The organism is Arthrobacter sp. UNC362MFTsu5.1, from assembly GCF_000685965.1.
GTDB lineage: Bacteria > Actinomycetota > Actinomycetes > Actinomycetales > Micrococcaceae > Arthrobacter.
Genome location: NZ_JMLE01000045.1, coordinates 1 through 22,574, shown reverse-complemented (window position 1 = coordinate 22,574; position 22,574 = coordinate 1). Strand labels below are relative to the sequence as shown.

The 22,574-nt window shown below is 59.5% G+C and carries 20 protein-coding genes and 1 pseudogene; 7 read left to right on the top strand and 14 right to left on the bottom strand.

Annotated features, from left to right (window positions below; translation table 11 throughout):
- Together BS38_RS0123155 and BS38_RS0123150 are read right to left on the bottom strand one after the other, a co-directional pair.
- Nucleotides 1-463, bottom strand: a 463-nt coding sequence (locus BS38_RS0123155; protein ID WP_028272887.1) for an ATP-binding cassette domain-containing protein, incomplete at its 3' end; no start/stop codon positions are given.
- A 264-nt stretch (nt 464-727) separates the two neighbouring features.
- Nucleotides 728-1,078, bottom strand: a complete 351-nt coding sequence (locus BS38_RS0123150; RefSeq protein ID WP_028272886.1) for a putative quinol monooxygenase — start codon at nt 1,076-1,078, stop codon at nt 728-730.
- Between the two features lie 250 nt (nt 1,079-1,328).
- Between BS38_RS0123150 and BS38_RS27335 the strand changes: the two genes are divergently transcribed.
- From BS38_RS27335 to BS38_RS0123135, 4 genes are all read left to right on the top strand, one after another.
- Entirely contained in the window at nt 1,329-1,604 is a 276-nt protein-coding gene (locus BS38_RS27335) for a hypothetical protein (protein WP_156037239.1), read from the top strand.
- A gap of 712 nt (nt 1,605-2,316) precedes the next feature.
- Nucleotides 2,317-3,108, top strand: a complete 792-nt coding sequence (locus tag BS38_RS26970) for an aspartate/glutamate racemase family protein (RefSeq protein ID WP_269319522.1) — start codon at nt 2,317-2,319, stop codon at nt 3,106-3,108.
- Complete coding sequence (locus BS38_RS26965; protein WP_197025026.1) at nt 3,095-4,117, top strand: sugar ABC transporter substrate-binding protein; 1,023 nt, start codon at nt 3,095-3,097, stop codon at nt 4,115-4,117. Before BS38_RS26970 ends, BS38_RS26965 begins: the two co-directional genes overlap by 14 nt.
- A gap of 1,351 nt (nt 4,118-5,468) precedes the next feature.
- Nucleotides 5,469-6,230, top strand: a complete 762-nt coding sequence (locus tag BS38_RS0123135) for an SDR family NAD(P)-dependent oxidoreductase (RefSeq protein WP_028272884.1) — start codon at nt 5,469-5,471, stop codon at nt 6,228-6,230.
- Between the two features lie 242 nt (nt 6,231-6,472).
- On the opposite strand, the gene BS38_RS0123130 is transcribed toward BS38_RS0123135, so the two are convergent.
- Nucleotides 6,473-7,795 (bottom strand): ISL3 family transposase, encoded by a 1,323-nt coding sequence (locus BS38_RS0123130; protein WP_156037238.1) that lies wholly within the window; start codon nt 7,793-7,795, stop codon nt 6,473-6,475.
- Between the two features lie 624 nt (nt 7,796-8,419).
- Here BS38_RS0123130 and BS38_RS26265 point away from each other — a divergent pair.
- Together BS38_RS26265 and BS38_RS27770 are read left to right on the top strand one after the other, a co-directional pair.
- The gene (locus BS38_RS26265) at nt 8,420-9,286 is read left to right on the top strand and encodes an ATP-binding protein (protein ID WP_231511432.1); all 867 of its coding nucleotides are present in this window, start codon (nt 8,420-8,422) and stop codon (nt 9,284-9,286) included.
- A gap of 50 nt (nt 9,287-9,336) precedes the next feature.
- On the top strand, nt 9,337-9,522 hold the full coding sequence (locus BS38_RS27770) for a hypothetical protein (RefSeq protein ID WP_231511431.1): 186 nt from the start codon (nt 9,337-9,339) through the stop codon (nt 9,520-9,522).
- A 325-nt stretch (nt 9,523-9,847) separates the two neighbouring features.
- On the opposite strand, the gene BS38_RS28030 is transcribed toward BS38_RS27770, so the two are convergent.
- The 7 genes from BS38_RS28030 to BS38_RS27765 form a co-directional block, all read right to left on the bottom strand.
- A complete protein-coding gene (locus BS38_RS28030; protein ID WP_442853362.1) occupies nt 9,848-9,928 on the bottom strand; it encodes a LysR family transcriptional regulator in 81 nt (26 codons plus the stop codon).
- Nucleotides 9,929-10,671: 743 nt separating this feature from the next.
- Nucleotides 10,672-11,616 carry an ornithine cyclodeaminase family protein gene (locus BS38_RS0123115; protein ID WP_028272882.1) on the bottom strand — a complete coding sequence of 315 codons (945 nt, stop codon included), beginning with the start codon at nt 11,614-11,616 and terminating at the stop codon, nt 10,672-10,674.
- Nucleotides 11,617-11,736: 120 nt separating this feature from the next.
- Entirely contained in the window at nt 11,737-13,209 is a 1,473-nt protein-coding gene (locus tag BS38_RS0123110) for an aldehyde dehydrogenase (NADP(+)) (protein ID WP_028272881.1), read from the bottom strand.
- Between the two features lie 19 nt (nt 13,210-13,228).
- Nucleotides 13,229-14,701 (bottom strand): FAD/NAD(P)-dependent oxidoreductase, encoded by a 1,473-nt coding sequence (locus tag BS38_RS0123105; RefSeq protein ID WP_028272880.1) that lies wholly within the window; start codon nt 14,699-14,701, stop codon nt 13,229-13,231.
- Nucleotides 14,694-15,020, bottom strand: coding sequence for a (2Fe-2S)-binding protein (locus BS38_RS26960; protein ID WP_156037237.1), 327 nt, complete (start codon nt 15,018-15,020; stop codon nt 14,694-14,696). The genes BS38_RS0123105 and BS38_RS26960 overlap by 8 nt, the downstream gene beginning before the upstream one ends.
- Nucleotides 15,017-16,144, bottom strand: coding sequence for an NAD(P)/FAD-dependent oxidoreductase (locus BS38_RS0123100; protein ID WP_231511429.1), 1,128 nt, complete (start codon nt 16,142-16,144; stop codon nt 15,017-15,019). The genes BS38_RS26960 and BS38_RS0123100 overlap by 4 nt, the downstream gene beginning before the upstream one ends.
- A gap of 38 nt (nt 16,145-16,182) precedes the next feature.
- Nucleotides 16,183-17,184, bottom strand: coding sequence for a proline racemase family protein (locus BS38_RS27765; RefSeq protein WP_028272878.1), 1,002 nt, complete (start codon nt 17,182-17,184; stop codon nt 16,183-16,185).
- Between the two features lie 163 nt (nt 17,185-17,347).
- Here BS38_RS27765 and BS38_RS26260 point away from each other — a divergent pair, with 163 nt between their 5' ends.
- On the top strand, nt 17,348-18,307 hold the full coding sequence (locus BS38_RS26260) for a dihydrodipicolinate synthase family protein (protein WP_051629127.1): 960 nt from the start codon (nt 17,348-17,350) through the stop codon (nt 18,305-18,307).
- A 203-nt stretch (nt 18,308-18,510) separates the two neighbouring features.
- Here BS38_RS26260 and BS38_RS26255 read toward each other — a convergent pair whose 3' ends face one another.
- The 4 genes and pseudogenes from BS38_RS26255 to BS38_RS27500 all read right to left on the bottom strand — a co-directional run.
- Entirely contained in the window at nt 18,511-19,200 is a 690-nt protein-coding gene (locus BS38_RS26255) for a GntR family transcriptional regulator (protein ID WP_043439852.1), read from the bottom strand.
- A gap of 70 nt (nt 19,201-19,270) precedes the next feature.
- Nucleotides 19,271-20,488, bottom strand: a complete 1,218-nt coding sequence (locus BS38_RS0123080; RefSeq protein WP_028272877.1) for a metal-dependent hydrolase family protein — start codon at nt 20,486-20,488, stop codon at nt 19,271-19,273.
- A 144-nt stretch (nt 20,489-20,632) separates the two neighbouring features.
- Complete coding sequence (locus BS38_RS26250) at nt 20,633-22,351, bottom strand: hydantoinase B/oxoprolinase family protein (protein ID WP_043439850.1); 1,719 nt, start codon at nt 22,349-22,351, stop codon at nt 20,633-20,635.
- Nucleotides 22,344-22,574 (bottom strand): annotated as a pseudogene (locus tag BS38_RS27500) (hydantoinase/oxoprolinase family protein); the annotation flags it as partial. The pseudogene BS38_RS27500 and the gene BS38_RS26250, both read right to left, overlap by 8 nt.

The window sequence follows — 22,574 nt, the reverse complement described above, 5'->3', positions numbered from 1 at the left end:
CAACCTTTTGCTGATCTGCGATCCGCAGATTCCGAACTTTTGCTTTCGGATCAAGCCCAAAGCCGACCATGCTTTCCAGTTCGCCAAAGCGTTGGGTCAGATTCCGGCGGGCAATACCGACCCTGTGCTCCTCGACGCCCAGGAATACGTTCTCCTCCACGGTCAGGTCAGGAACCAAGGCAAGTTCCTGGGCAATCATTACGATGGCCTCTTTTTGCGCCCGTGACGGATTCCATTTGGATACCGGCTTCCCGTCTACAAGCAGCTCCCCACCGTCCTGCTGATAGATCCCGGCGATCACTTTGCCAACCGTGGACTTTCCGGCACCGTTTTCGCCAACAAGCGCGTGGATCTCACCAGCGCGAAGGGAAAGGCTGACGTTATCCAGAGCCAGTGTCCCCCCGAACCTCTTGCTGATTCCCGATAGTTCGAGAACGCCTTCGGAGTTTTTCTCACGGTGCATTAGTCGCTCCATTCACCGTTGGCCGTGTCAGTGCGGTGAATACTGCGGCCACGAGGGTGTCGTGCTCGCTGTTTCCGCCATAACCGTCGGAACGAGTAGGTGTTCTTGGCAGGCATGCGAATTTCAAAGGAGTTCATGTCCCTATCGCTGCCCTTCTGACGCTCTTCACTGTTACCTCCGTTGGATCGAAAGGAGCAAACTGCAATGTACAATGTCACATATTGCATACGGACGCAATGGTCTTGACCGCTCTTTCTGCGGAGGCTAAAGGCTCCGTGAGCTTGCTGAGTGGTTCTCTATCGCCTTGTCGACGGCATGATCCACCACGAAAATACGTCCAGCTGCAACCTTTGTGGCGCCTCCCAGCAAAGGTGCTAAACGTGGCGCGGAATCCCTGCGAGACGGATGCTTCAACCACACTTCGTAGGCGGCTTCATCGGGCCACAGCGCCGTCACCATGACCTCCCCAGAGCCGTCTGCGGCTACAGAAACTTCGGATGCGAGTGCACCAGAGTTTTCCAGGGAGGACTGCAATATCTTCTCCTCCCGGGAGATATCCAATATCTCGTTCAAGCGAGCGGGCCCGGCGTGAAGAGTCAGCACGGTTCGTATCATTGGGCTTCCATCTGTAGTAGCGAGTCCTGTGACGTGAGTCGTGCAAGTGTATCGTGTGACATGGCACCGCCGGAAGATGTGTACAGCGTACTCCTGGAATGTGTAGGAAATCGCCCCGCCAACCTAGGCACGGTGTGCCAGACCGAGAGCGCGAAGGATCCGTTCCGCCTCACTGGCCTTGGCTTCGACCCGCCGCCAGAATTTGAGCGGTTCCTCGTTGCCCGTCATTAGTACTGGGAAGGATTCGTCAGTGACAGAGAACAGCCAACGTGATGAGGGCGCGAAAGAGGCTCATCATGATGAGGCGGAAAAACATCCGCCACTTGCCTGGACAGCACTCAGTCCGGGGCAAGCTGTAGGACTCCGAATTTACGATACCGAGCACTACGTCGGGACTGTCGAGTCCAAGACGGTGGATGGGCTCGTAATTTGGCTGCGAGATGAGCTTAATGAACGGCGTCTTTTTCACTACCGCGACTGCGAGATCATTAACGAGCTGCCGGTATCCCCAAACGACGGGGCGTGAGGAGCATCCACTTGGACTACGGATGATTTGAGGCCGGGGAAGGACAGCCGGCTGGATTTGAATGCGCCTTCCTGTCGAGCAAAACCTGGCCCGCGGAACCAGCACGGCGCGTCCAAAGCGAGCCAAACTGCCGGCTCCCAGTGTCTAACACTTCCTTCGCTCAACTCTTTAGTGGCGGACGCTGGGTGGCGCCCCCGTGCCTGAGCCCTGCTTCTGGGGTTCCGCCGCCTTCGACGCAGACGTGAGACCGAAGGACCGGAGGGCGTTGTTGCTCCTCCGCCCGGTTGTTAGTGTTGGTTGGCCAATCGCCGCGCCCTCGTTCAGCCCGACCGTCACGGGTATCCGGGTAGCCGGGCTACCGGCGCGCGCTAGGGATCCGAAGTGGCGCAAACCTCATGCGAGATTGTGGGTGGCCCGATCGCGGCACCCGCCTGCTCCCTCATTGGTCTACTGCAAGGATGCCCTGCGCCCGCAGGGGGCGTGAGTGAACCCGCATCAGGAGGATCTGTGGCTCAACCATCTGTACTTCCCCTACAAGAGCTCGTACAGTGTGGAATGTCACAGTGCAATTGTATTGAGGCAATTGAGTATCTCCGCGCGCTCCTGAGCGCAGGAGGGCGTCGAGCCTGGTTGCGCTGGAACCTACTGAAATAACGATAGGGGTGCGGGAAGAGCTCCCATTCTCCGCCCGCAAACACGAAACGGAGTGTAAATGACGCGGATTCTATGGATTAACCCTATGGGTACGGCTGAGTTTGATGAGCCAATTTCAAGGGAGCTGAGGAGCGAGTCGGCTGCCTTTATTGATGTTGCTTCTTTTGAACGGGGACCCAAGCATCTTGATTACAATGCATTCGAGATGCTCGTTGCGCCCACCCTGCTAAGTACGATTCGCTGGGCCGAGCAAGAGGGTTACGATGCGGCAGTGGTCGGGTGCTTTTATGATCCTGCACTACGAGCCGCGCGGGAAATCGTAGATGATCTAGTAATCACCGCGCCCGCCGAAGCATCACTCCATTTAGCCGCGACCCTGGGAGAAAAAATCTCCATCCTCGTGGGCACGGAAAAGAATATTCCGGAAATGCATGAGAATGTCGTTAAGTACGGATTCCTGAACCGGCTCGCTTCATTCCGACCCGTCGGCATCGCCGTGAACGACTACCAGCGTGATCCGTCCTATACAGAGGGACGACTCATGGAGGAAGCACAGCGTGCAATTGAAGAAGACGGGGCTGATGTGATTGTCCTTGGCTGTACTGCCCAATTTGGCTTTTACCGGCGTGCACAAGAACGGCTTGGTATACCAGTGATCGACTCAGCAGTTGCAGCACTACTGTACGCCGAGTATCTCACCTCACTTCGGAATGGGCAGGGCTGGCGTACGACTAAACGCGTAGGTTATAAAGGACCCGACTTATCTGAAATGAACGCGACTATTCCCGTTACGGCGCCCGTCGTACTACTCGACCCTAGAAAGAATGCGAAGACCAATGCCTGCTCGTAAAAAAATTCACGCGGTGCTAACGCTGATTTTAGCGTCCGCTACTTTTGCCGGCTGCACGGCACCCGGTGGAGACGCGAAAGCGGTTGGGTCGGGAAAGCCGCTGAATATCGCTTTCCTTGCCGCCTCATCACAGAATGCCTACAATAAATCCATATACGACGGAGCCGTAAAAAAAGCCGAAAGCTTGGGCAATGTAACCGTCAAAGAGTTCGATGGAAGCTTTGATCCAAACATTCAGTTATCCCAGCTCGAAAACCTTCAGTCAGGGCAGTTCGATGGAGTGATTGTAGTTCCAAACGACGGCGTCAGTCTCGCCTCCGCCTTCCCGTTGGCCAGTGGGATTCCCGTCGTTACGATCACTAACCCTATAGGCCCCGATATTCTCAAAATGGAAAATCAGGTTGACGGCGTACTTAGCACAATCGGAAAGTCCATGGAAGACATAGGAAGGGTCCAAGCTGAAGGCTTGGTCGAGCATTGCAAGAATATAAACCCCTGCAATGTTGCGATTATGGTTGGATATCTCTCCGCACCACTTGACGTTGCCGTGGCCAAATCCTACAACGACGTACTCGCAAAGCATTCTAATATTCACGTCGTTTCAACTACGGAGGGTGGATATGAAAGAAATAAAGCAATGAATTCGATGGCCAACGTTCTTCAGGCGAATCCCGGGATAAACGGTGTATTGTCCATTGCTGACCAGCAAACTTCTGGAATCGAAGTTGCCTTGTCCGCGGCAGGGATAGATCCGTCAAGCGTCTATTTGACCGGTACTGGTGGAACCGCGGATGCGGTGAATGGAATCCGATCAGGAAAATGGAAGTCAACTTACGCCGCTTTCACCGTTCAAAGGGGAGAGGCAGCCGTGGACCTTCTGTACAAGCATCACAATGGGGAAGAAGTGCCGGCGTCCATTGATGCTGACACCCTCGGCCCGGTTCCGGCTTGGATCACGAGTGAAGTGTTGAAGGCCAACCCTCAGTTTGAAAGCGATTGGAATGGCTAACCTCTCGGCTGTCTCCTAATTGTTACGTGCGCGTTGACTAGGAGCCGGGGAACGAGGCTTCGCATGCTCGACCCTCGGCTCCTAGCAGTTCAAAAAAGATACGGACGGTTCCGGCCAGCGTGACAAAGCAAAATATTATGACCTTTGTAGTCGCTGCGAGAAGGGATCCTGGTCCCGGCACTCATCACTGGTGCCTGCTCCCAGCTTGAACGGGGGAGGAAGCAGATATTTCTGCACCTCTTTTGATGACAAGCAACACTGCGAAGGCCAAAATCACGACTGGCTCTTGGCACAACGCCCTGGACTGCTGGGGCTTTGTGGGATTAGCAGCAGACTCCTGTCCCTCGTTCGATCTTGGGGATGGGCTCGCTCATGACGTCGACATGGGCCCTTTTAGTAGAGGGAGTGATTGCGGAATTATCAGTGAGTTGGCTAATAAAGGAACACCATGAAGGCCTTTCCCGAGAAGGGGCCGTTGCGCAGCAGGGGAAACCACGCCTCTCCTACCAGCTGGCGAATAGAGCGCTTCTGCCAACAGGAATACAGCGTGGTTCTCCTGGCGTGATGTGCCCCAGCGCCGTCGCGGAATGCCGGCGAATCGACCACAACGAGCCGCCGAATCTTCCAGAATTTTTTATCAACCGACGGAGTACAGACCTCATCCTTTATGACACGATCCGCGTCGACGCAAACCGGAATGCGGATACATGCAGCATTCTTCGGCCATACACCAAGCGAAACCTGGCGACCGGAAGCGGGAAGATACCTGCTGACTCCAGATCCCCAAACCGCAAAGCCTCCGTTGATGCCGTGGTCCGAGACTTGGAACTACTTGTCCTACGAACACGAAAGTAGCCGGTGCCTCACAATTCGTCGTCATCCTTTCGATTACACGGCCGTGGCGGACATCCGTTTCGCCCATTCGGCGCCGGAGCCTTTGCCGGGACTGGACGTCACGCTCGCGACGAGCAAACGAAAAGACGAGCGAACGAAAATCAGTCCGGATCAGGCCGGGTGTCCGTAGCTGGGGGAATTGCGCCCGATTACGGGTCTGGGCAGGAGGGAATCGCAGAGGCTGGCCAGGCCCGTAACTTCCGGAGTGTTGGCAGGCTGGTAATGAGCCGGAGACGCCGGCGGAGGCCACCACGTTCTAGGCCGGGCGATCCGCTCGGGCCTAACCCCCGCATGTAGCCCGTGGGAAAGTCAGAACACTGCATTATCGAAAGGGGCTACGCCTTTGTGGCGAGAGCGCCGGTGTATCCAGCAATTTAGGCAGCCGCTAACCCTCGAACGGGCGCTGCGTGATGCTGCCGCAAATTCGGCAACGATACCCCATGAAGGAGAACAATCAATGACAGCAAAACTAGCTGGAACAGTTGCCCTGGTAACCGGCGCGAGTAGCGGCATCGGGGACGCCACGGCACGTGCCCTAGCCGTCCAGGGGGCGTCCGTCGCCGTCGTCGCCCGGCGGAAGGACCGCCTGCACACACTTGTGGCCGAGATCGAGGCCGCCGGAGGCACGGCCTACGCCGTTCCGGCCGACATCACAGACCGAAGCCAAGCCGAACAGGCGGTTGCAGAGGTGGTAAACCAATTCGGCCAGCTGGACATCCTGATCAACAACGCCGGGCTGATGCTGCTCGGCACCGTCACTGATCAGGAGGTCGACGAGTGGGAGCGGATGATCGCCATCAACCAGAACGGTCTGCTCTACATGACGAAGGCGGCACTCCCGCACCTTTTCGCGGCTGCCAGGGAGGGTGTGCGGGAAGTGGCGGACATTGTAAATATCTCCTCGATCGCGGGGAGACAGGCCTGGGCAAATTATGGTATCTACAACATGACTAAGTTCGGTGTGAACGGGTTTAGCGAAGCACTGCGCCAGGAAATAACCAAAAAGTACGTCCGGGTTGGTGTGCTCGAGCCCGGGGCCGTGGCTACTGAGCTCATTTCTCACAACAACAAGACGGTCAGGAATGAACTGTCAGCTTCGGACGCCGTTCCTGAGTGGCTCCAGCCCGAGGACATCGCCGACAGCGTTGCCTTTATGGTCACCCGTCCGCGCCGATCCTCCATTCCTGAGCTGTGGACCATGCCCACGTCCCAAGTTTGAGAACCCTACTGAAGGAAAATACAGCGTTAAAGAACGCGTGTGACAGCCGGTCTCTCTGGACCCGGGAAGTCGCAAGCATCGGCCTCTGCGCTATGACCAGCACTCGAACGCTCGAAATTACTTCGGCCCCTGGCCGGGGCGCGCGACGCCGCAGCATTGCGATTGATGGCTACCCCCTTGAAACAGTACACCGAAGCTTCGTAGCTGTTCATCTTGGACAACCCATTACAGGCCCTTCGCATTTACGCATGGTTGAGGGTGCCCTTCCGGTAGGGCCGGTGGCCGCCGGCGGCGAGTAGGCATCTGAGTCTGTAGTTAGTGAAGTTCCGGAAGCCGCGGGCGATGCGGCGGGTGGTTTCGATGACGCCGTTGATTGCTTCTGTGGGGCCGTTGGAGGCGCCGCGGGTGTCGAAGTAGGCCAGGATCGCGGCCTTCCATTGTTTGAGTGTCCGGCCGAGGCGGGCGACTTCCGGGATGGGGCAGGTCGGGAACGAGGAGATCACTTCGTTCACGAGGTCCCGTCCGCGGGCCGGAGGGGCGTGGTAGATGTTGCGGAGCTTTTGATAGCACTGCCAGGCGAGGGTGACTTCCTGGTCGGGGTCCCCAAGTGTGAGTTTTGCGTCGAGCCGGGCGGCTTGTTTATCGGTGAGGTGTTCGGCGCCGATCTGCAGGGTCCGGCGGATCCCGTAGAGCGGGTCGCCCTTGCGTCCGCGGTGTCCGAGGGTGTCCTGCTGGACCCTGCGCCGGACCTCGTCAACCATGGCCGATCCGAGTTTGACGACGGGGAACGCGTCCAAGACGGTGATGGCTTCGGGGAGTTCATCACGGATCGCGTTGGCGTAGCCGCGGAACGGATCCAGCGCGGCGGTCTTGATCCCCGCGGTGAACTCAGGACCGCGGGTTTTGAGCCAGTCCGCGTAGGCCTTACCGGACCGGCCCGGGACGAGGTCCAGCAGCCGTGCATGCACCACACCGTTCTCGTCGCGGGTGTGGTCCACGATCCCGGTGACCATCCCGGTGCCGGGCGGACCTGTGTGGGACCAGACATGCTCATCCACGCCGAGCGCGTCCACACCTGCCAGCCTGCCGATTGCTGAGATCCGCCCGGTGGCCTCACTCTTTACCGCGTCCCAGACCGTGTGCCAGGAGACGCCGAGCTGGTGGGCCAGGGCCGAGACTGAGGTGTCGAATTGTTGCAGCGCGTCCGTCGCCCATGCCGCAGCGCGGGCAGTGAGTTTCGCCCTCGGACCGGCCAGTGCATGATCCTCGGTGAATGTCGTTCTCGGGCAGTCGCGGTCGGGGCAGCGCCAGACACGCTTGGCCCACAACAGCCGCACTGGCTTGCCGAAACACGGGATGTCATGAAGCCGAGCCCGCCGGCGTCCATGGCCCACGGCAACGACGCCGCAGTCCGGACAACCGGTGACATCCTCGCCGGTCTCGACGCCCAGGACCAGGCCCCTTCCGGTCGCCGTGACAGAGCTGACGTGAATGCCTTCGACACCGAGCAGCGCGTCCGCGCGCGTGCACCACCGGCCATCGGAACAAGACATAGAGTTATTCATGTCGGGGTCTCTTTGGTTATTGGCTTGCTTGGTCGCTACCAATTCAAAGAGGCCCTGGCCTCATTCCCCCTGCACCACGCCGCAGCACAAGCGGCCGCAACTACGGCGTCAGCCTCAGACCGCCCTAACCATGCTCATCTGCGAAGGGCCCCATTACACGGATAGACAAGTGAACTTAGCCAAGACCCCAAGCCGCGGGATATCTGGAACCGGGAGCCTAGGTCCGCTAGGAGGGGGTAACCACGCGCCCCTCAAAAACGTAGGGTAGGGGTACACCCCAATCTGACGTCATAACCGCCTGACAAGGAAGGACTTGGCCAACGGACGGAGCTCCCACTCGTTCTCCGATGCCCGCCCGGTTGCAATTGGTGACACATGAACCAAATGCGCTAGGCGGACTCTTCAAGGCAAGAATCTTAGGAGTATTCCGACCGTTCTAAAGCTTCCCCACGCGTAATCCTTGCCGCCACTGTCAGGGTGAGATCTGAGAAGGCCAAGAACTGCTGTCAATAAAACAGGACCTCGTATTATCCTGACGCCACCACAGCCGTGTCATAGCGATCAGCCGGGGTTCTAGCCACTGTACTGAGGGAGTAGAATCACAAGACTCACAAGGACTCACAGATGCCCCCGCTGCCCAATCCCTTCCGCCCCACGGCGGGGGCCACTCCCCCGGAACTCATCGGACGCCAGGGAATGCTCGACGAGTTCGAGTACGGCCTTAGGCTCGGTTCGGGCGCCCCAGGATTGCTGACCATCATCACCGGCGCCCGCGGCATCGGCAAGACAGCGCTGCTCAGCGAGGCCCTAGAAAAAGCCCGCCAGCAAGGCTGGATCGTCATCTCTGAAACAGCCACCCCCGGCTTCCTCGGCCGGATCGGCGAGACAATGCGGCTTCATCTGGAGGTACTCGGCCCCGGCCCTGCCGGCCGCCGAATCACCGCCCTTGGCGTGGCCGGCTTCACGGTAACGACACAACTGCCGCCCGAGCTGCAGGTAGATTGGCGCCGGCTGGGCGAGCAACTCCTGAACGTACTCGCGGAGAAGAAGACCGGGCTGCTTTTCACCGTTGATGAGATCCACTCAGCTGACCGGACGGAACTGTCCCAGCTCGCCGCGGACGTCCAGCACTTCATTCGCGACGGGCTGCCGATAGGCCTGATTTTCGCCGGCCTCCCGGCAGCGGTGTCGGACCTGCTCAACGAAGGTGTCGCCACCTTCCTGCGCCGGGCAGAACGGATCGACCTGCATGCCGCGACCATCAACGAAGTTGAACGCTCCTACGAGGACACGTTCCGGCGGGCAGGAATCAGGATCCATAAGGAGCAGATCCGGCGCGCAGCTGAGGCGGCCGGGGGCTATCCCTTCCTGATCCAGCTCATCGGCTACCAGCTCTGGCGCCAAGCCGAGATCAACGACCTTACCGTGGAAGCGGAGAACGTCACCCAGGCCATTGCAGCAGCCAGTCGCCGTCATGAAATGACAGTATAGAAGCAGCTCTTTCCACAGCCTCGGAGAAGGATAAGGACTTCCTGTGCGCCATGGCCGAAGACGACGGCGCTGTTGCCGCCGGGGACATCGGCAAGCGGCTCAACGCGAAAAGCAACGTCGTGGCCAACTACCGGGCCAGGCTCATCGCCGCAGGACTCATCGAGGCCCCCGCGTACGGGAAGGTCGATTTCGCCATCCCAGGCCTTCGCGAATACCTCCGCAAAAGTCGCACGTAGCCCCCGCCCACCGGGCACTTCCTCATCTGGCCAACCAGCTTACAGAATCTCCATTCTCCGCCTTTAAATAACGGGAGTAGAAATTAGCTGCGAGAACTGTTGCAAGTGAGTAAGCGGGTGTTTTCTGGCACTCCGTGGTTGGTCACCGAACTTCTCGTGGGTGAAGTCGCTCCGGCCGGAGGCGAACCGCGATAGCAGGAAGATTAGCTGTCATCTGTTCCCAAGGAACGCGGATTTAGAGTTTCGTCCAGCGCCGCGATGGCGGTCGTGGCCCGTGGAAGGTACTTCTCGCCCTCTTGTAAGTGCTACATGATGCGTCGATCTGCTAACGAAGCTTTTTGCCCAAATGTGCTTCCAGCTGACGTAAAGTCCGTGACAAGGCGGGCTGGCTAACATGGAGAGACACAACTGCTCGGTGTGAAGTTTCTATGTGCGGCGATCACCAGGAAAACGCGCAGGTGACGTGCGTCAACAGTCATGTTCGGTCTCTCCTATGCGGACGGGGCCTGTCCTCTAATCTCAAGGGCAAAGCGTAGCCAGGAAGCCCATCGTGCTTAAGCTTCGCGTAAATGTGCTGGACTAATACACTCACATGGATTGCCGTCCGGCTGTGGCTCTCCGCACTGCCACAGCCCTGGGCTGGCTCCAATCATCGAGGCGAACCAAGCCCATTCGTAGACACTCCGGGTTGGAGCAGCGTGTCCGCAGGTTGGGCATGCTGCTGATGTCAGCTTCTGTGCTTTTGACGAACCCTTGCGCCAGGACGATGTCCTCATAGCTTCTTTCTATTACAGGTAGGCTGCAAACACGAATGGATGTATCGTTGCTCGGCCCTTCTGGGTCGCAGGGAGTTGAAGCGTGCGTTATTAGAGAACGTATCGCCAGAGGCTGAAGTCGGCTGTATTGAGCAGCTTCCTTTCGTTGTACTTGTCTCTGATCCACAGGACGCCTAGGTCCGCGTCCATCTGTTCGATTCTTCCTTTGCAGTAAATTGCCGCTCCAATGCGAGCCTCTATTTCCTGCCCGGGACGAACTGCTCGAAAATCCTTCACTTCGCAAAGCAGGGGGAAGAATTCAGACATAGCGGCCTCTCATAGTGACGGATTGAAAAGGGATAACAGCTCTTTCGCTCCCGCGATGGGGCAGCCCCTAGTGCTGGGCTCGTTCCAGGACCACCCTGTCATGGATGGCAGAAGCGACCACGAGATCTTGCCAGGCCATGCCTGCCCCTGTGTAGAGGGTTGGTTTGTCGGGGTTCGGAGTGAACTTTCCCTGGACCAGCTCCGCGAGATTGATAAGGGAGGCGTCCTGCCATTCTGCAACGCTGCGTGCTGGGATGAGGTCACCAGCTTCCCTCAAAGCCGAAGCCCTACTTTCGACAACTATGCTTGCCCGCCGCGCCAGCTCAGGGTGGATTTCGCGCGCGTCAAGGCCGTGGGATCCCACTGCAGCAATCACGGCGTGGTTTTGGATGACCGCATTATCAAAGAGCGGGGTTGAAGATGATGTGGCGCAGATGATGAGATCTGCCGATGCTACCGAAGCAGCATCCCCTGCCTCCACCTGCAGGCTTTGATTCCTGCAGTACTGTGCAAAAGATTCGGTTTTGTTGTAATCGCGGCCCACGACGATGGTCGTATTCGCCGATACAACTGCTTGTAGGGCTCGAATGTGTCGCCAGGCCTGCGGGCCGGTTCCAAAGACAACGGCCGTTTCGACAGGATATTTAGCGGAAAGGGGATGCATGGGAGCGCGAGCGGCAAGGATGTGTTTGACGGCCAGGGCCGTTGTTGCTGGGGTTCGTATGAGTGTAAGCTCTGCGGCGTCCATGACGGCCACTGGGGCCAACGTCCGGGAATTGAAAAGAGTGTAAATCCCTTGGATCTTTGGCAATCCTTTCGCCGGGTTGCCCGGCGCAATCGTCACCAGTTTCACGCCGGAGAATTTTGTTCCACCTGCGGGCATGAGAAGGAATTCGCCACCGGGAGCGGGGCTGAAGAGGCGTTTAGCGTCTTCTTCAGGGTCGATGTCTCCTAAGAGCGCCGTTTCGAGCTCTGATATTGCTTCGGCATCAGTTAGTGCCGAAGCCAGCATGGGCGCGGCCAAGTATGTGGGCTCCAAGATATTCCTTTGGCTTGCTTGCCGGGACCGCGGGAAGGCGGTCCCGGCGCGATATCAATCCGGATCCGATGCGCCTATTCTCTCGCGCAGGATTTATGAAGCGGTTGTCAAGCTTCCGTTGATGCGTTGGGGCACGCGGAGTGGGTTGGCGTCCTGCAACGCTTCCGGGAGGAGGTGCTGAGGAAAATTCTGGTACGCAACTGGGCGGAGGAAGCGGGTTATCGCCGCGGTTCCCACGGATGTTGATCCTGCCGAGGTGGTGGCCGGGTAGGGACCGCCGTGTTGCTGGGCGTACGTCACCGAAACTCCGGTTGGCCATTGGTTCCAGAGAATCCGTCCGGCTTTTTTGGCGAGGACGCGTACCAAATCTGCTACGTCATCTGAGTCCTCACCTTGGACGGTTGCTGTCAGCTGACCCTCCAGGTCATTCGCTATGGTCAGGAGTTGATCCTCGCTCTGATACGTGACAACCAACGCAGCGGGCCCAAAGCATTCTGCGAGGAGTTCATCTTGGTGTTCCATTACCTCCTGCGCGGTGGTGAGGAGCAGTGTCGGTGCCGGCGGGTCGGCCAGGGCATTGTCTGCGCGGATGAGTGCGGTAACCGATGACGAGCTGGAGAGCTTATCTAGAGATTCCACGTAGCCCGACTGAATGCGGCTGTTGAGCAGCGCTGCGGGTTGAACGGTAACCTGTCCGGGGAGCTTGTCGGGGATGGACGACCCTTCCGGGACGAAGAGCACTCCGGGCTTGGTGCAAAACTGGCCTGCCCCCATGGTGAATGAACTGGCGAAGCCGGCAGCAATCTCGTCCGCTCGGGCTGCTGCTGCAGCGCGGGTGACGAATACCGGGTTGGTGCTTCCGAGTTCTCCGTAAAAGGGAATCGGCTCGGGCCTTGAATTGGCCACATCGAAGAGCGCACGTCCGCCGGGAATGGATCCTGTAAATGAACCTGCTTTGACCCGAGGATCCTGCAGAGCGTTACGGCCCGCCTGGGTTCCGAATATCACGCTGAAGAGCCCGTCGGGGGCACCAGCAGCCTGGAGGGCTTTTTGGACAATGGTGCCCGTCGCCAGAGACAGTTCGGGGTGGCCGGAGTGGGCTTTCAGGATGACGGGGCACCCAGCTGCCAGAGCAGAGGCTGTATCTCCGCCCGCGACGCTGAACGCGAAGGGAAAGTTGCTGGCCGAGAATACAACGACGGGACCCATCGGCTCCAACTGCCTGCGAAGGTCAGGCCGGGGTGCCCCCATGGGCCACTCTGCGTCTGCGGGGTCGATCCTCGCATCCAGGAAGGAGCCTTCGCCGAGTACTTCAGCGAACAAGCGCAGTTGAAAGGTAGTGCGCTTGAGCTCTCCCTTCAGCCGGCCGTCCGGCAGATTTGTTTCGCGGGCAGCGACGGGAAGCAGGACATCTGCCTGGTCATCAAGGGCGTCGGCAACGGCCGTTAGCACCTTGCCTCTGTCGGCGTACGGCGTTCGCGCCCATGTATCAAAGGCTGCCGCAGCGGCTGCGATGATGCTTTCGAGCTGGTCCTCGGTTGTGGGCTCTGTGTTTGTGGTTGGCATGAGCGGCGTTCCTTCGCTGCTAGAGGTGAATTTCGTTGTTCAGGGCGGCCAAGTCACTGAGTGCTACGGGCGAAGCGAGCGTTCTTTTCCCCTGGGACCTGAGATCTTCTTCGCTGGGTTCTCTTCCACAGAGGCTGGCTGCTATGCCGGCGATCGCGTAGCCGCAGACACGCCCCTGGCACCATCCCATGCCTGGCCTTGCGACCAGTTTCAGCGTGCGGGCGTCGTCCGCCTGAAGTTCTTCATGGGCAGTGCAAAGGTCGCCGTAATTGACTTCCTCGCAGCGGCAGACAACCGTTTCGGGTTCAAGCCAGCCTGTCCAGGCTTCGGGCACTGGGTGGGCTGTATGCATGGCAACAGCAAACCCGCGGAAGCGTTTGATCTTGTGCTGGAGTCTGGAGACGTCGCGCGGAGAAATGGGCCTTCCAGAATCTGCTGCCGCGGTCAGGGCCGCGAGCTTTCCTTCGGCCACGGCCATCGATGCACCGCCCACGCCGGTAGCCTCGCCAGCGATGTAGACGCCTGGTATGCCTGAGCGCTGCTGGTCGTCGACAACCGCCACGAGGGAGCCGTCGACGTCCCGTCGGGTTTGGGCCCCGACCATGACTGGCAGCTCAAGGGAGGGTGTAAAACCCCATCCCAGTCCGACAACATCTACTTCGTAGCGTCGCTCCGTTCCTGCAATTGGGGTTCCGGAGGAATCGACTTTGCAGGTGGTTACCGCTTCGACAGATGTTTCGCCGTGGATGGCTCTAATGATGGTGCGGCTTCGGTAGGGGATGCGGTGTTTTGCCATCAGGGCCGCGTACTGTGCTCCTTCGAGGCCCTTGGACGGTACCTGTGCTGCGGCAGCGACGTGCGGCAGCCAGTTTCGGATTGCACCCGCTTCGCAGATTGACACTACTTCTGCTCCGGCTTCTGCAAGACCTACGGCTACCGGCAGTAGGAATGGTCCGGTTCCAGCGATGATTGCGCGACGTCCGGCAACGGTCCTGCTGCCCTTGAGGAGGGCCTGTACGCCGCCTGCGGCCATGACGCCGGGAAGGTCCCAGCCCGGTACGGGCAGCTGACGGTCGTACCCTCCAGGGCAAAGAATGAGCTGGTCGACGGTCACTTCTGTTGGTCGCCGTGCGATGTGCTGTTCGGGTCCTGCGGTGTAGGAGTTGGTCAGGCGCAGAGTTCGCCTCGCCGTAGCTTCCTTTACTGGGTCGATCAGCCATAGCTGCGTGTCGGGAAGGTACGTGATGTGGCCGGCTTCCATTGCAGTGTGCAGCGCAGACCTCATCGTGGTGAAGGTCGTCCAGTCGTGGTGTCCGGCGTGGTCGGTTTCGCCCACTTGCTGCTCATCCGGGTGGCGCCAGTATTGGCCTCCGGGTTGGGACCCGGCGTCGATCAGAACAACCGATAAGCCGACGGATGCGGCCGCGGTTGCGGCGGCCAGGCCTGCCGGCCCCGCACCGATAACCCCGATGTCGAAGACGCGGTCAGTCATGTGATTCCTCCGGCCGTGCGGCTTTATCTGTCTCTTTCTGGATTGCCGTATCTTTGAGCACACGTCCGCCGGTCTCAATTTTCGCTCCCGATGTTGCCGGGACAACGCATGCGCGTTGGTTCACTTGGCCGTCGACCGTAAGAAGGCAGTCGTAGCAAACGCCGATGCCACAGAAGAGCCCGCGAGGCTTACCATCCTTGCGGGTCGTACGCCACGAGGTTATCCCAGCGTTCATCAACGCTGCGCCAATGCTCTGACCCGGCTCGTAGGGCAATGGGGCACCGTCGCAGTCCATCAGACGTTCGTCGTTGTTGTTCATGTCAGTACCTGTTCGAATCGTTCTGGAGCGAAGGAACCCAGAGGGAGGTCCGTGCTGATTCCGATGATGCTTTGCGCGATAAGCTTTCCGGTCCCGGCCGACAGTCCGATGCCTGCTCCCTCGTGGCCGGCGGCATGCCAGAGCCCCGGGACCCTGGGGTCGGGGCCGATGACAGGAAGATGGTCCGGGCAATATGGCCTGAATCCGTGGTAGTGCCGAATGGCCTTGATATCTTCCAGGACAGGGAACAGGTCGATGGCTTTCGCGGCCAGGGCTGCCAGGACCGGAAGGGAGACGGTGCGGTCGAAGCCCACCCGTTCACGGGACGATCCGATCAGCACGGTCCCGCTGTCGGTGCCCTCAACCACCGGAGATGTTTGTAGACCTGCGTCAGAGCTTAGGACGTTGTCAACGTATTCGGCTGCGTAAACCTTGTGATGGATGGTGACGGGCAGGGGTTCGGTGACGAGCACAAACCCGCGCCGTGGCAACACGGGCACATGGATGCCGGCGAGGTCGGCGATGTTTCCCGCCCAGGTCCCAGCAGCGTTGACGATGGAAGGGGCATGGAAGTCACCTTGGGGGGTTTGCACGCCGATGGCGGCAGCACCTTTGCGGATGAAACCGGTCACCGGTGTGCGCGTGTGTACAAAAGCCCCCAGTTCCCGGGCCAGCCTGAGCAGGTGCGCGACGACCAGCATGGGCTGTACCTGAGCATCTTCCGGGTAGAAGGCGCCTGCGGTGAGCTTTTTGGAAATGTGGGGCTCGTAATCGGTCAATGAATTTGCGGGCACGTTTGTGACCTGGATGCCGCTCGCGCGTTGGCGTTCTGTCAGGTCGTGAAGAGACTGAGCGCTGCGTTCTGAAGCGGCGACGACAAGGCCACCTTTTGATTCAAACTCAAAGAGGTCCGCAAATTCGGCGAGGTCCTCCCGCCAGATTTTCTGGGAGTACAGGGACAGGTCAAGTTCCGGGCCTGCCTCTTTGTCGGAGACGAGAATGTTGCCCTCACAGGCGCTGGAGGTTCCTCCTGCGAGTGGTCCACTGTCGAGGACGGTGACACGGAGTCCGGCGCGGGCGGCAAAGTATGCAGTGGCGGCACCGACCGCGCCGGCGCCGATCACGATTACATCGGCCGTGCGCCCGGATTCAACGGCTGTAGTCACAGGAGGAATCCCTTCGGGAAGGGATCGCTGGGATCGAGGAAGTATTGTGCGGTTCCGGTGACCCAGGCACGGCCTGTGATGGTCGGAACCACGGCTGGGTAGTTGCCGACCGTTGTGGATTCCACAAGCCGGCCGATGAAGCGGGTGCCTATGTAGCTTTCGTTGATGAAGTCCTGGTTCATTGCCAGCTCCCCGCGCGCATGCAGCTGTGCCATTCTGGCACTGGTCCCCGTTCCGCATGGGGAGCGGTCGAACCATCCCGGATAGATGGCCATGGCGTGCCGGGAATGCGTCGCGGTTGAGTCCGGAGCCTTCAGGTAGACGTGGTGGCAGCCGGTAATGTCCTCACGCTCCGGGTGGACGGGAGGATTCTGTTCGTTGATTGCGTCCATGATTTTCAGCCCGGCCGCCAAAAGCTCATTCTTTGCGGCACGTTCAAACGGCAATCCGAGTTCCTTCAGCTCCACGATGGCATAGAAATTTCCCCCGAAGGCCATGTCGTAGCTGACCTCACCAAAGCCCTCCACGGCTACCGTCTGATCCAGGGCCAGGGCGAACGACGGAACGTTTTTGATCGTGACCGATGTGGCGGCACCATCCGAGACGGCAACCTCTGCAATGACAAGTCCGGCAGGCGTGTCGAGGCGGATCGTTGTTACCGGTTCCTGTACCTCCACCATTCCGGTTTCTACTAGAACCGTGGCGACGCCGATGGTTCCGTGGCCGCACATGGGCAAGAGCCCTGATACCTCTATGTAGAGGACACCGTAGTCAGCGTCAGGACGGGTAGGAGGCTGAAGAATGGCCCCGCTCATGGAGGAATGGCCGCGGGGTTCATACATGAGCAGGGTACGGACGTCGTCGGAGTTGGCCATGAACCACTCTCGGCGCTCGGCCATAGTCTTTCCTGGGATTACACCGACTCCACCAGTGATAACACGGGTCGGCATACCCTCTGTATGCGAATCCACCGCATGGAAAACGCGCTTTGTCCTCATCGTCCTGCCTCTGTACTTGCTGGTCTCAAATCAAGCCGTGCCAGATCTTCCCTAGTCCATCTTTTATACCAATAAAATGTCACATAGTGAAGGCTTGTGCAATGTGAAATTGCACTGATATGGTGTTGCTAACCGAGCAAGCCTCAACACGAAAGGTGAGTAAATGTCTACTCCCACCTCCACTGAGCGTGCCCAGCCCTGGCACGGAGTCATTGTCGCCACCACCCTGCCGTTCCGGCAGTCCGCCAGCGGCGAGCTTGACGTCGACCTCGACGAATACGGCAAGCACGTTGCATGGCTTGCCGCCAACGGCTGCGAGGGCGTGGCTCCCAACGGTTCCCTGGGCGAATACCAGAACCTCTCTGATGAAGAGCGCGCAGCCGTCGTGACCACGGCTGTCGCCAATGCCCCCGAAGGCTTCACCGTGATGCCCGGCGTGGGAGCATACGGCGCGCATCAGGCCCGCCACTGGGCCGACCAGGCCGCCGAGGCCGGCGCGCATGCCGTCATGCTGCTTCCCCCGAACACCTACCGCGCCGAGCCACGGGCAGTGATCGACCACTACCGCGAGGTTGCCAAGGCCGGCCTTCCCATCTGCGCCTACAACAACCCGATCGATACCAAGGTCGACCTCACACCCGACCTGCTGGCAGAGCTGCACAAGGAAGGCCTCATCGTCGCCGTAAAGGAATTCACGGGCGACGTACGCCGAGCCTACGAAATCGCAGAGGCTGCCCCGGGCCTGGAAATCATGGTCGGCTCCGACGACGTTCTTCTCGAAGTTGGCATTACTGGAGCTGTCGGTTGGCTCGCCGGGTACCCCAACGCTCTCCCCCGCGAAACCGTCGTCCTGTACAACGCCGTCAAGGCCGGCGACCTCGAAACTGCGCTGCCGCTTTACCGCATCATGCACAGGCTCCTCCGTTGGGACTCCAAGACTGAATTTGTTCAGTCCATCAAGCTCTCCATGGACCTCGCGGGACGGTACGGCGGCCCTTCGAGGGCTCCCCGTCTCCCCCTCCGTCAGGATCAGCATGAGTTGGTCACGGCTGACACCCTCTACGTCCTGGAAGAGCTGGATCGCCTGGGACGTGAAGGCAAAATCGAGCGCAGCACACGCTAACCTCACGGAAGCAAGGAACAGGAGGCCTGCCTGGATGCGCTCCAAGCAGGCCTCCTGTTCCTTTTCCCAGATTCTCGAGGCGGAACATCAACCACCTCTCGGATTGGTTATCAGGCGACAGAGAGGGCCCGGCCGGAACGAAATGATTCCGGCCGGGCCCTCTCTGTCCCCCCAGGCTAGACGCTTCCGGTAGAACCGGTGCTTCAGGCGCTTTCGGTGGCGGCGAGAGTTGCAGGCTCGGGTGAAGCCCATAGGCCGCGGACATGGGCAATGTGGTTCTTCATCAGTTCCTCCAGATCGTCTGCGCGGCCTTCTTCAATGAGGTCAACCATTTCGAGGTGTTCCTGGGCCGACTGTCCAAGCTCCCCGCGTTCGGCCAGTTGCGTCAGTCCCGAGAGGCGGCTGTGGCCGCGGAGGTCTGAGACTATGTCTACAAGCCTTGAGTTTCCGCTGTATTGCAGCAGTCGGATGTGGAATTCCCGGTCGGCGTCCGTGTAGCCCACCAGGTCCCGCTCCTCGGCGCAGTCAACGATTTGCTGGGCAAGATCGCGGAGCTCCGCGAGGTCTTCCTTCGGAATGATCGCGGCAACATCCCGCACTACGGGCGGTTCAAGGAGGAGGCGGATCTGGGCCATCTGGTCCAGATCCTTGTCGGAAATCTCCAGCACCCTGAAACCCTTGTTCGGTTCCACACTGACGATATTTTCCCGCACGAGGTCCAGCATGGCTTCCCGGACCGGGGTCGCCGAAACCCCAAACCGAGCACCCAGGCTGGGGGCAGAGTAGATGACTCCAGGCACCATCTCGCCGGCGATGATCGCCGCACGCAGGGCGCGGGTCACAGTCTCGCGGAGACTGGTTTTCCGGATGATCTTGATCTCCGAGTTAGTCATGCCGCCCCCTACTTGGGTTTCAGTATTATGTCACATCATATATCAAGGGCGATTAGGCCTGCCGTGCAAATTACTGGAACCCATCATGGACGACGGACCCGTTCTGCACCACGGTGCGCGGCCGTGCTTCATCCCAGAGGACGGCCTCGTCTTCGAAAGGGTTGCCGTCAAGGATCAGGACATCGCCAACTGATCCAGGAGAAAGTCGCCCAATCTGGTTGTTTTGCAGGAGCTCGGAATTGACCGTGGTCATGGCACGCAGGGTTTCGAGAACGCCGCTCGCTTCAATCTGAAGTCTGACACCGCAAAGCTGGTCATCTTCCAGTTCGCCCATTAGGTCGCTACCGAAACCTACCTTGACCCCTGCGGCGTGAGCAATCTGAATGGCGGTCTGGCCTGCTTCGAGGACTTCTGAGTTCTTCTTCTGCGAAATACTGCTGAGGTTCAGCAGTTCGCCGCGACGGTTCATGGCGTCGTAGGCGGCCAGGGTAGGGACCAGGAAGCTTTCATGTTCTGCCATGAGCTGTGCGGTATCTTCGTCCAGAAGATTGCCGTGTTCGATTGACCGGACGCCGTTCAGAACGGAGTGCCGTATGGCCTCGGGAGAATAGGCGTGGGCGGCAACATAGCTGCCTCTCCGGGACGCTTCATCCGTGACCGCCTGAATTTCCTCTGCCGAGTACTGTGGGAGCCTGATTGGGTCGGTGAGGGAGACTACGCCGCCGGATGTCATGATCTTGATTGCGTGGCTGCCGGTCCGGAAGCGCTCACGGACGGCCTTCCGAAGGTTGTCTACCCCGTCAACGATTGCGCACATGTGGCCGTGGCTAAAGCATGTGTCTATGTCAGCGGTCCGGGGGTCGCCATGGCCGCCCGTTTGGCTCAGGGCCGGCCCCGTGAAGTAATACCGGGGCGCGGGAAGGAGCCCCTGAGCGATTGCGTTGGACAGGCCGATGTCGCCGCCGGCAACGTCGCGTACCGTTGTAAATCCGCGGCGAAGGGCGGATTTGAGTCTGTGTGCACCGGCAAGTGCGGAGTAGCTGAGGGGCCCACTCTCATTTGCCAAGCCTGCCAAGCTGACGGCATATGCATGAAAGTGGGCATCGATGAGGCCTGGCAAGACGGCTTTCCCCCGGGCATCAAGGGTAGGACCAGCCTGCGTCATCCCCCCCACGCTCTCAACGACGCCGCCCCTGATCACTATGGAGCCATCGATGAGGTCGGAGGTGCGTCCGTCGAAAATTCGGGCATTGGTGATGGTCAGGTCGGCGCCTAATTGGCTTTCCATGGTTCTCCTTCTGCAGCGGCACAGCAGAGTGCCTGGTAGGGGTTGTAGGGGACGGTTATGGGCGGCAACGCCTTCTGTCCGGCATCCTGATGGAGTGCCGGACAGAAGGCTGTTGCGAGATATGTGTTGCTTGCTATGGGGTGGCTAGCTGACTCCGACCGGGGCCCTAAGCCGGCTCGTCTCTTCCTGGTTCACGCTGTAGTCAGGATTGATGACGACGCCGTAGTCCCTTGCTGCCGCCTCGAAGGAGACGAAACCGTTGCGGACGTCGTGGGCCACTTTCGCTGCATCACGTTCGAATGCCAGCCCGTAGCCACCGCCACCACCGGTGCTGTTTACCAGGACTTCCCCGGCTTCCATGTGGTTGTAGCTGCCACCCTGGACGACTTCACGGTCGGTGCCTGGATTGAGGACGATCTCATTGGGGCGTCCCGGGTTGCCGCCCGCGACAGGCCACGGCTCGGTCTTGGTCTTGTAGACGAGGCAGATGCCCGTGGCCGGTGCCGTGAACCGGTAGGCCCGGCTGACGCCCACGCCGCCGCGGAATTTACCGGCGCCTCCGGTGTCCTGGCGGTATCCGTAGGAGTCGATGATCATTGAGGACTTAGTTTCCAGCACCTCAACAGGGTTGTTTCGGCACCCGGGTTCGGAAAGGTGCATGATGCCGTCTTCACCATCAGAAGTAGCGCTGCCGCCGAACCCGACAGCTTCGTTGGTGGCTTCCTGCCATGGTTCGCCGTTTCTGGGGTTGATACCGAGCCCCATCATCGAACAGACGTCGCCGCCCGAGCACGCCGGAACCAGGTCCGGCATGCCCTGGGCCAGGGCCTTAAGGACGACTTCACCGGCAAGGAGCCCCGTCCACAGGGTGAAGGTGGGCATAGGCGGCACGGCGTGAACCACTGATCCGGGGACGGTTACTACCCGCAGCGGTGTAAAGTTGCCGGCTACCACGGGCGAGTCCGGTGTTGTGAGTGCCTTGAAGATGAGGCTGGAAACAGCTTCTGTCTGACCAGCGGGGAGATTGATGGGGCCCTGGACATTTTCGGCGCTGCCGGTCCAGTCGACAACCATCTCCTCGTCGGTGATGGTCACGGTGACCTGTAGCTTAACCAGGTCGTCCTTGTTGATGCCGTCATCATCGACGTAGTCCACTGCGGTCCACGTTCCCTTGGGAAGCTTCGCCAGGGCCAGCCTAGCGAGTCTTTCACCATGCTCATTGATGGTCTGCATGGCTTCAAGCAGCGTGGTCTTTCCGTATTTGGCTGCTATTTCCTGGGTGCGGCGGACGCCCGAGACGCAGGCTGACACCTGCGCCTGGATATCTCCGATGGTGTGCTTGGGCATCCGGCTATTGAACTTGATGATGTTGAAGACATCGTCATTTTTCACACCGCGGCGGTACAGCTTGGACGCAGGCAGCATCAAGCCTTCCTGCGACATGTGCGTCGAGTCCAGAACGTAGCCGGGGTCCTTTTGGTTCAGGTCGGTGATGTGAATACGGCAGGAGGCAAAACCGATGAGGTCGTTCTCGAACCGAATGGGGGCGAACACCAGCGGATCAAGGGTGTGAGCACTTGACCAGTAAGGGTAGTTCAGGATGAAGACGTCGCCTTCCTCCATGTTTTCGGGACCAATGAATTCGATAGCTTTCTTGATCCCGGCGTCGTTTCCGCGGGTGAAGATTGCGATGCCGGGGGCGTCGGCAACAACGTCTCCGGCGGCGTTGTGAATGCCGATCCCGTAGTCGTGGATTTCGTAGACGACGGTGTTGAAGGCCGTGCGGCAGAGGTTACGGGCGACTTCTTCAGCGGCCGCCAAGAGGCCGTGGCGGACGACTTCTGTGGTGATTGCATCAGCCATTGCGGACTGCCTCCTGGTTTGCGGGTCGGATGGAGATGATGAGCTCGCCGTAGATGCCAACCTCAAGTACGTCACCGTCGTGCATCACGGTGGTTGCGGTGTGCTCGGTGATGACCGCGGGACCTTCGACGGTATCGCCGGCTTTCAGGTCTTCCCGGGCGTAGAGGGCGTACTCCTGCTGGTTGACTCCATCGACGTAGACAGCTCGACGGCCCAGCTCCGT

Coding starts and splice junctions, on each gene's coding strand:
- BS38_RS0123115 (WP_028272882.1), bottom strand. CDS start 11,616: ATGCTGGCTTCGGCACTAACTGATGCCGAAGCAATATCAGAGCTCGAA.
- BS38_RS0123080 (WP_028272877.1), bottom strand. CDS start 20,488: ATGGAAAGCCAATTAGGCGCCGACCTGACCATCACCAATGCCCGAATT.
- BS38_RS26250 (WP_043439850.1), bottom strand. CDS start 22,351: ATGGCTGATGCAATCACCACAGAAGTCGTCCGCCACGGCCTCTTGGCG.
- BS38_RS0123130 (WP_156037238.1), bottom strand. CDS start 7,795: ATGAATAACTCTATGTCTTGTTCCGATGGCCGGTGGTGCACGCGCGCG.
- BS38_RS0123150 (WP_028272886.1), bottom strand. CDS start 1,078: ATGATACGAACCGTGCTGACTCTTCACGCCGGGCCCGCTCGCTTGAAC.
- BS38_RS27765 (WP_028272878.1), bottom strand. CDS start 17,184: ATGAGGACAAAGCGCGTTTTCCATGCGGTGGATTCGCATACAGAGGGT.
- BS38_RS0123135 (WP_028272884.1), top strand. CDS start 5,469: ATGACAGCAAAACTAGCTGGAACAGTTGCCCTGGTAACCGGCGCGAGT.
- BS38_RS26965 (WP_197025026.1), top strand. CDS start 3,095: ATGCCTGCTCGTAAAAAAATTCACGCGGTGCTAACGCTGATTTTAGCG.
- BS38_RS26265 (WP_231511432.1), top strand. CDS start 8,420: ATGCCCCCGCTGCCCAATCCCTTCCGCCCCACGGCGGGGGCCACTCCC.
- BS38_RS26260 (WP_051629127.1), top strand. CDS start 17,348: ATGTCTACTCCCACCTCCACTGAGCGTGCCCAGCCCTGGCACGGAGTC.
- BS38_RS27770 (WP_231511431.1), top strand. CDS start 9,337: ATGGCCGAAGACGACGGCGCTGTTGCCGCCGGGGACATCGGCAAGCGG.
- BS38_RS26960 (WP_156037237.1), bottom strand. CDS start 15,020: ATGAACAACAACGACGAACGTCTGATGGACTGCGACGGTGCCCCATTG.
- BS38_RS0123110 (WP_028272881.1), bottom strand. CDS start 13,209: ATGCCAACCACAAACACAGAGCCCACAACCGAGGACCAGCTCGAAAGC.
- BS38_RS0123105 (WP_028272880.1), bottom strand. CDS start 14,701: ATGACTGACCGCGTCTTCGACATCGGGGTTATCGGTGCGGGGCCGGCA.
- BS38_RS26255 (WP_043439852.1), bottom strand. CDS start 19,200: ATGACTAACTCGGAGATCAAGATCATCCGGAAAACCAGTCTCCGCGAG.
- BS38_RS26970 (WP_269319522.1), top strand. CDS start 2,317: ATGACGCGGATTCTATGGATTAACCCTATGGGTACGGCTGAGTTTGAT.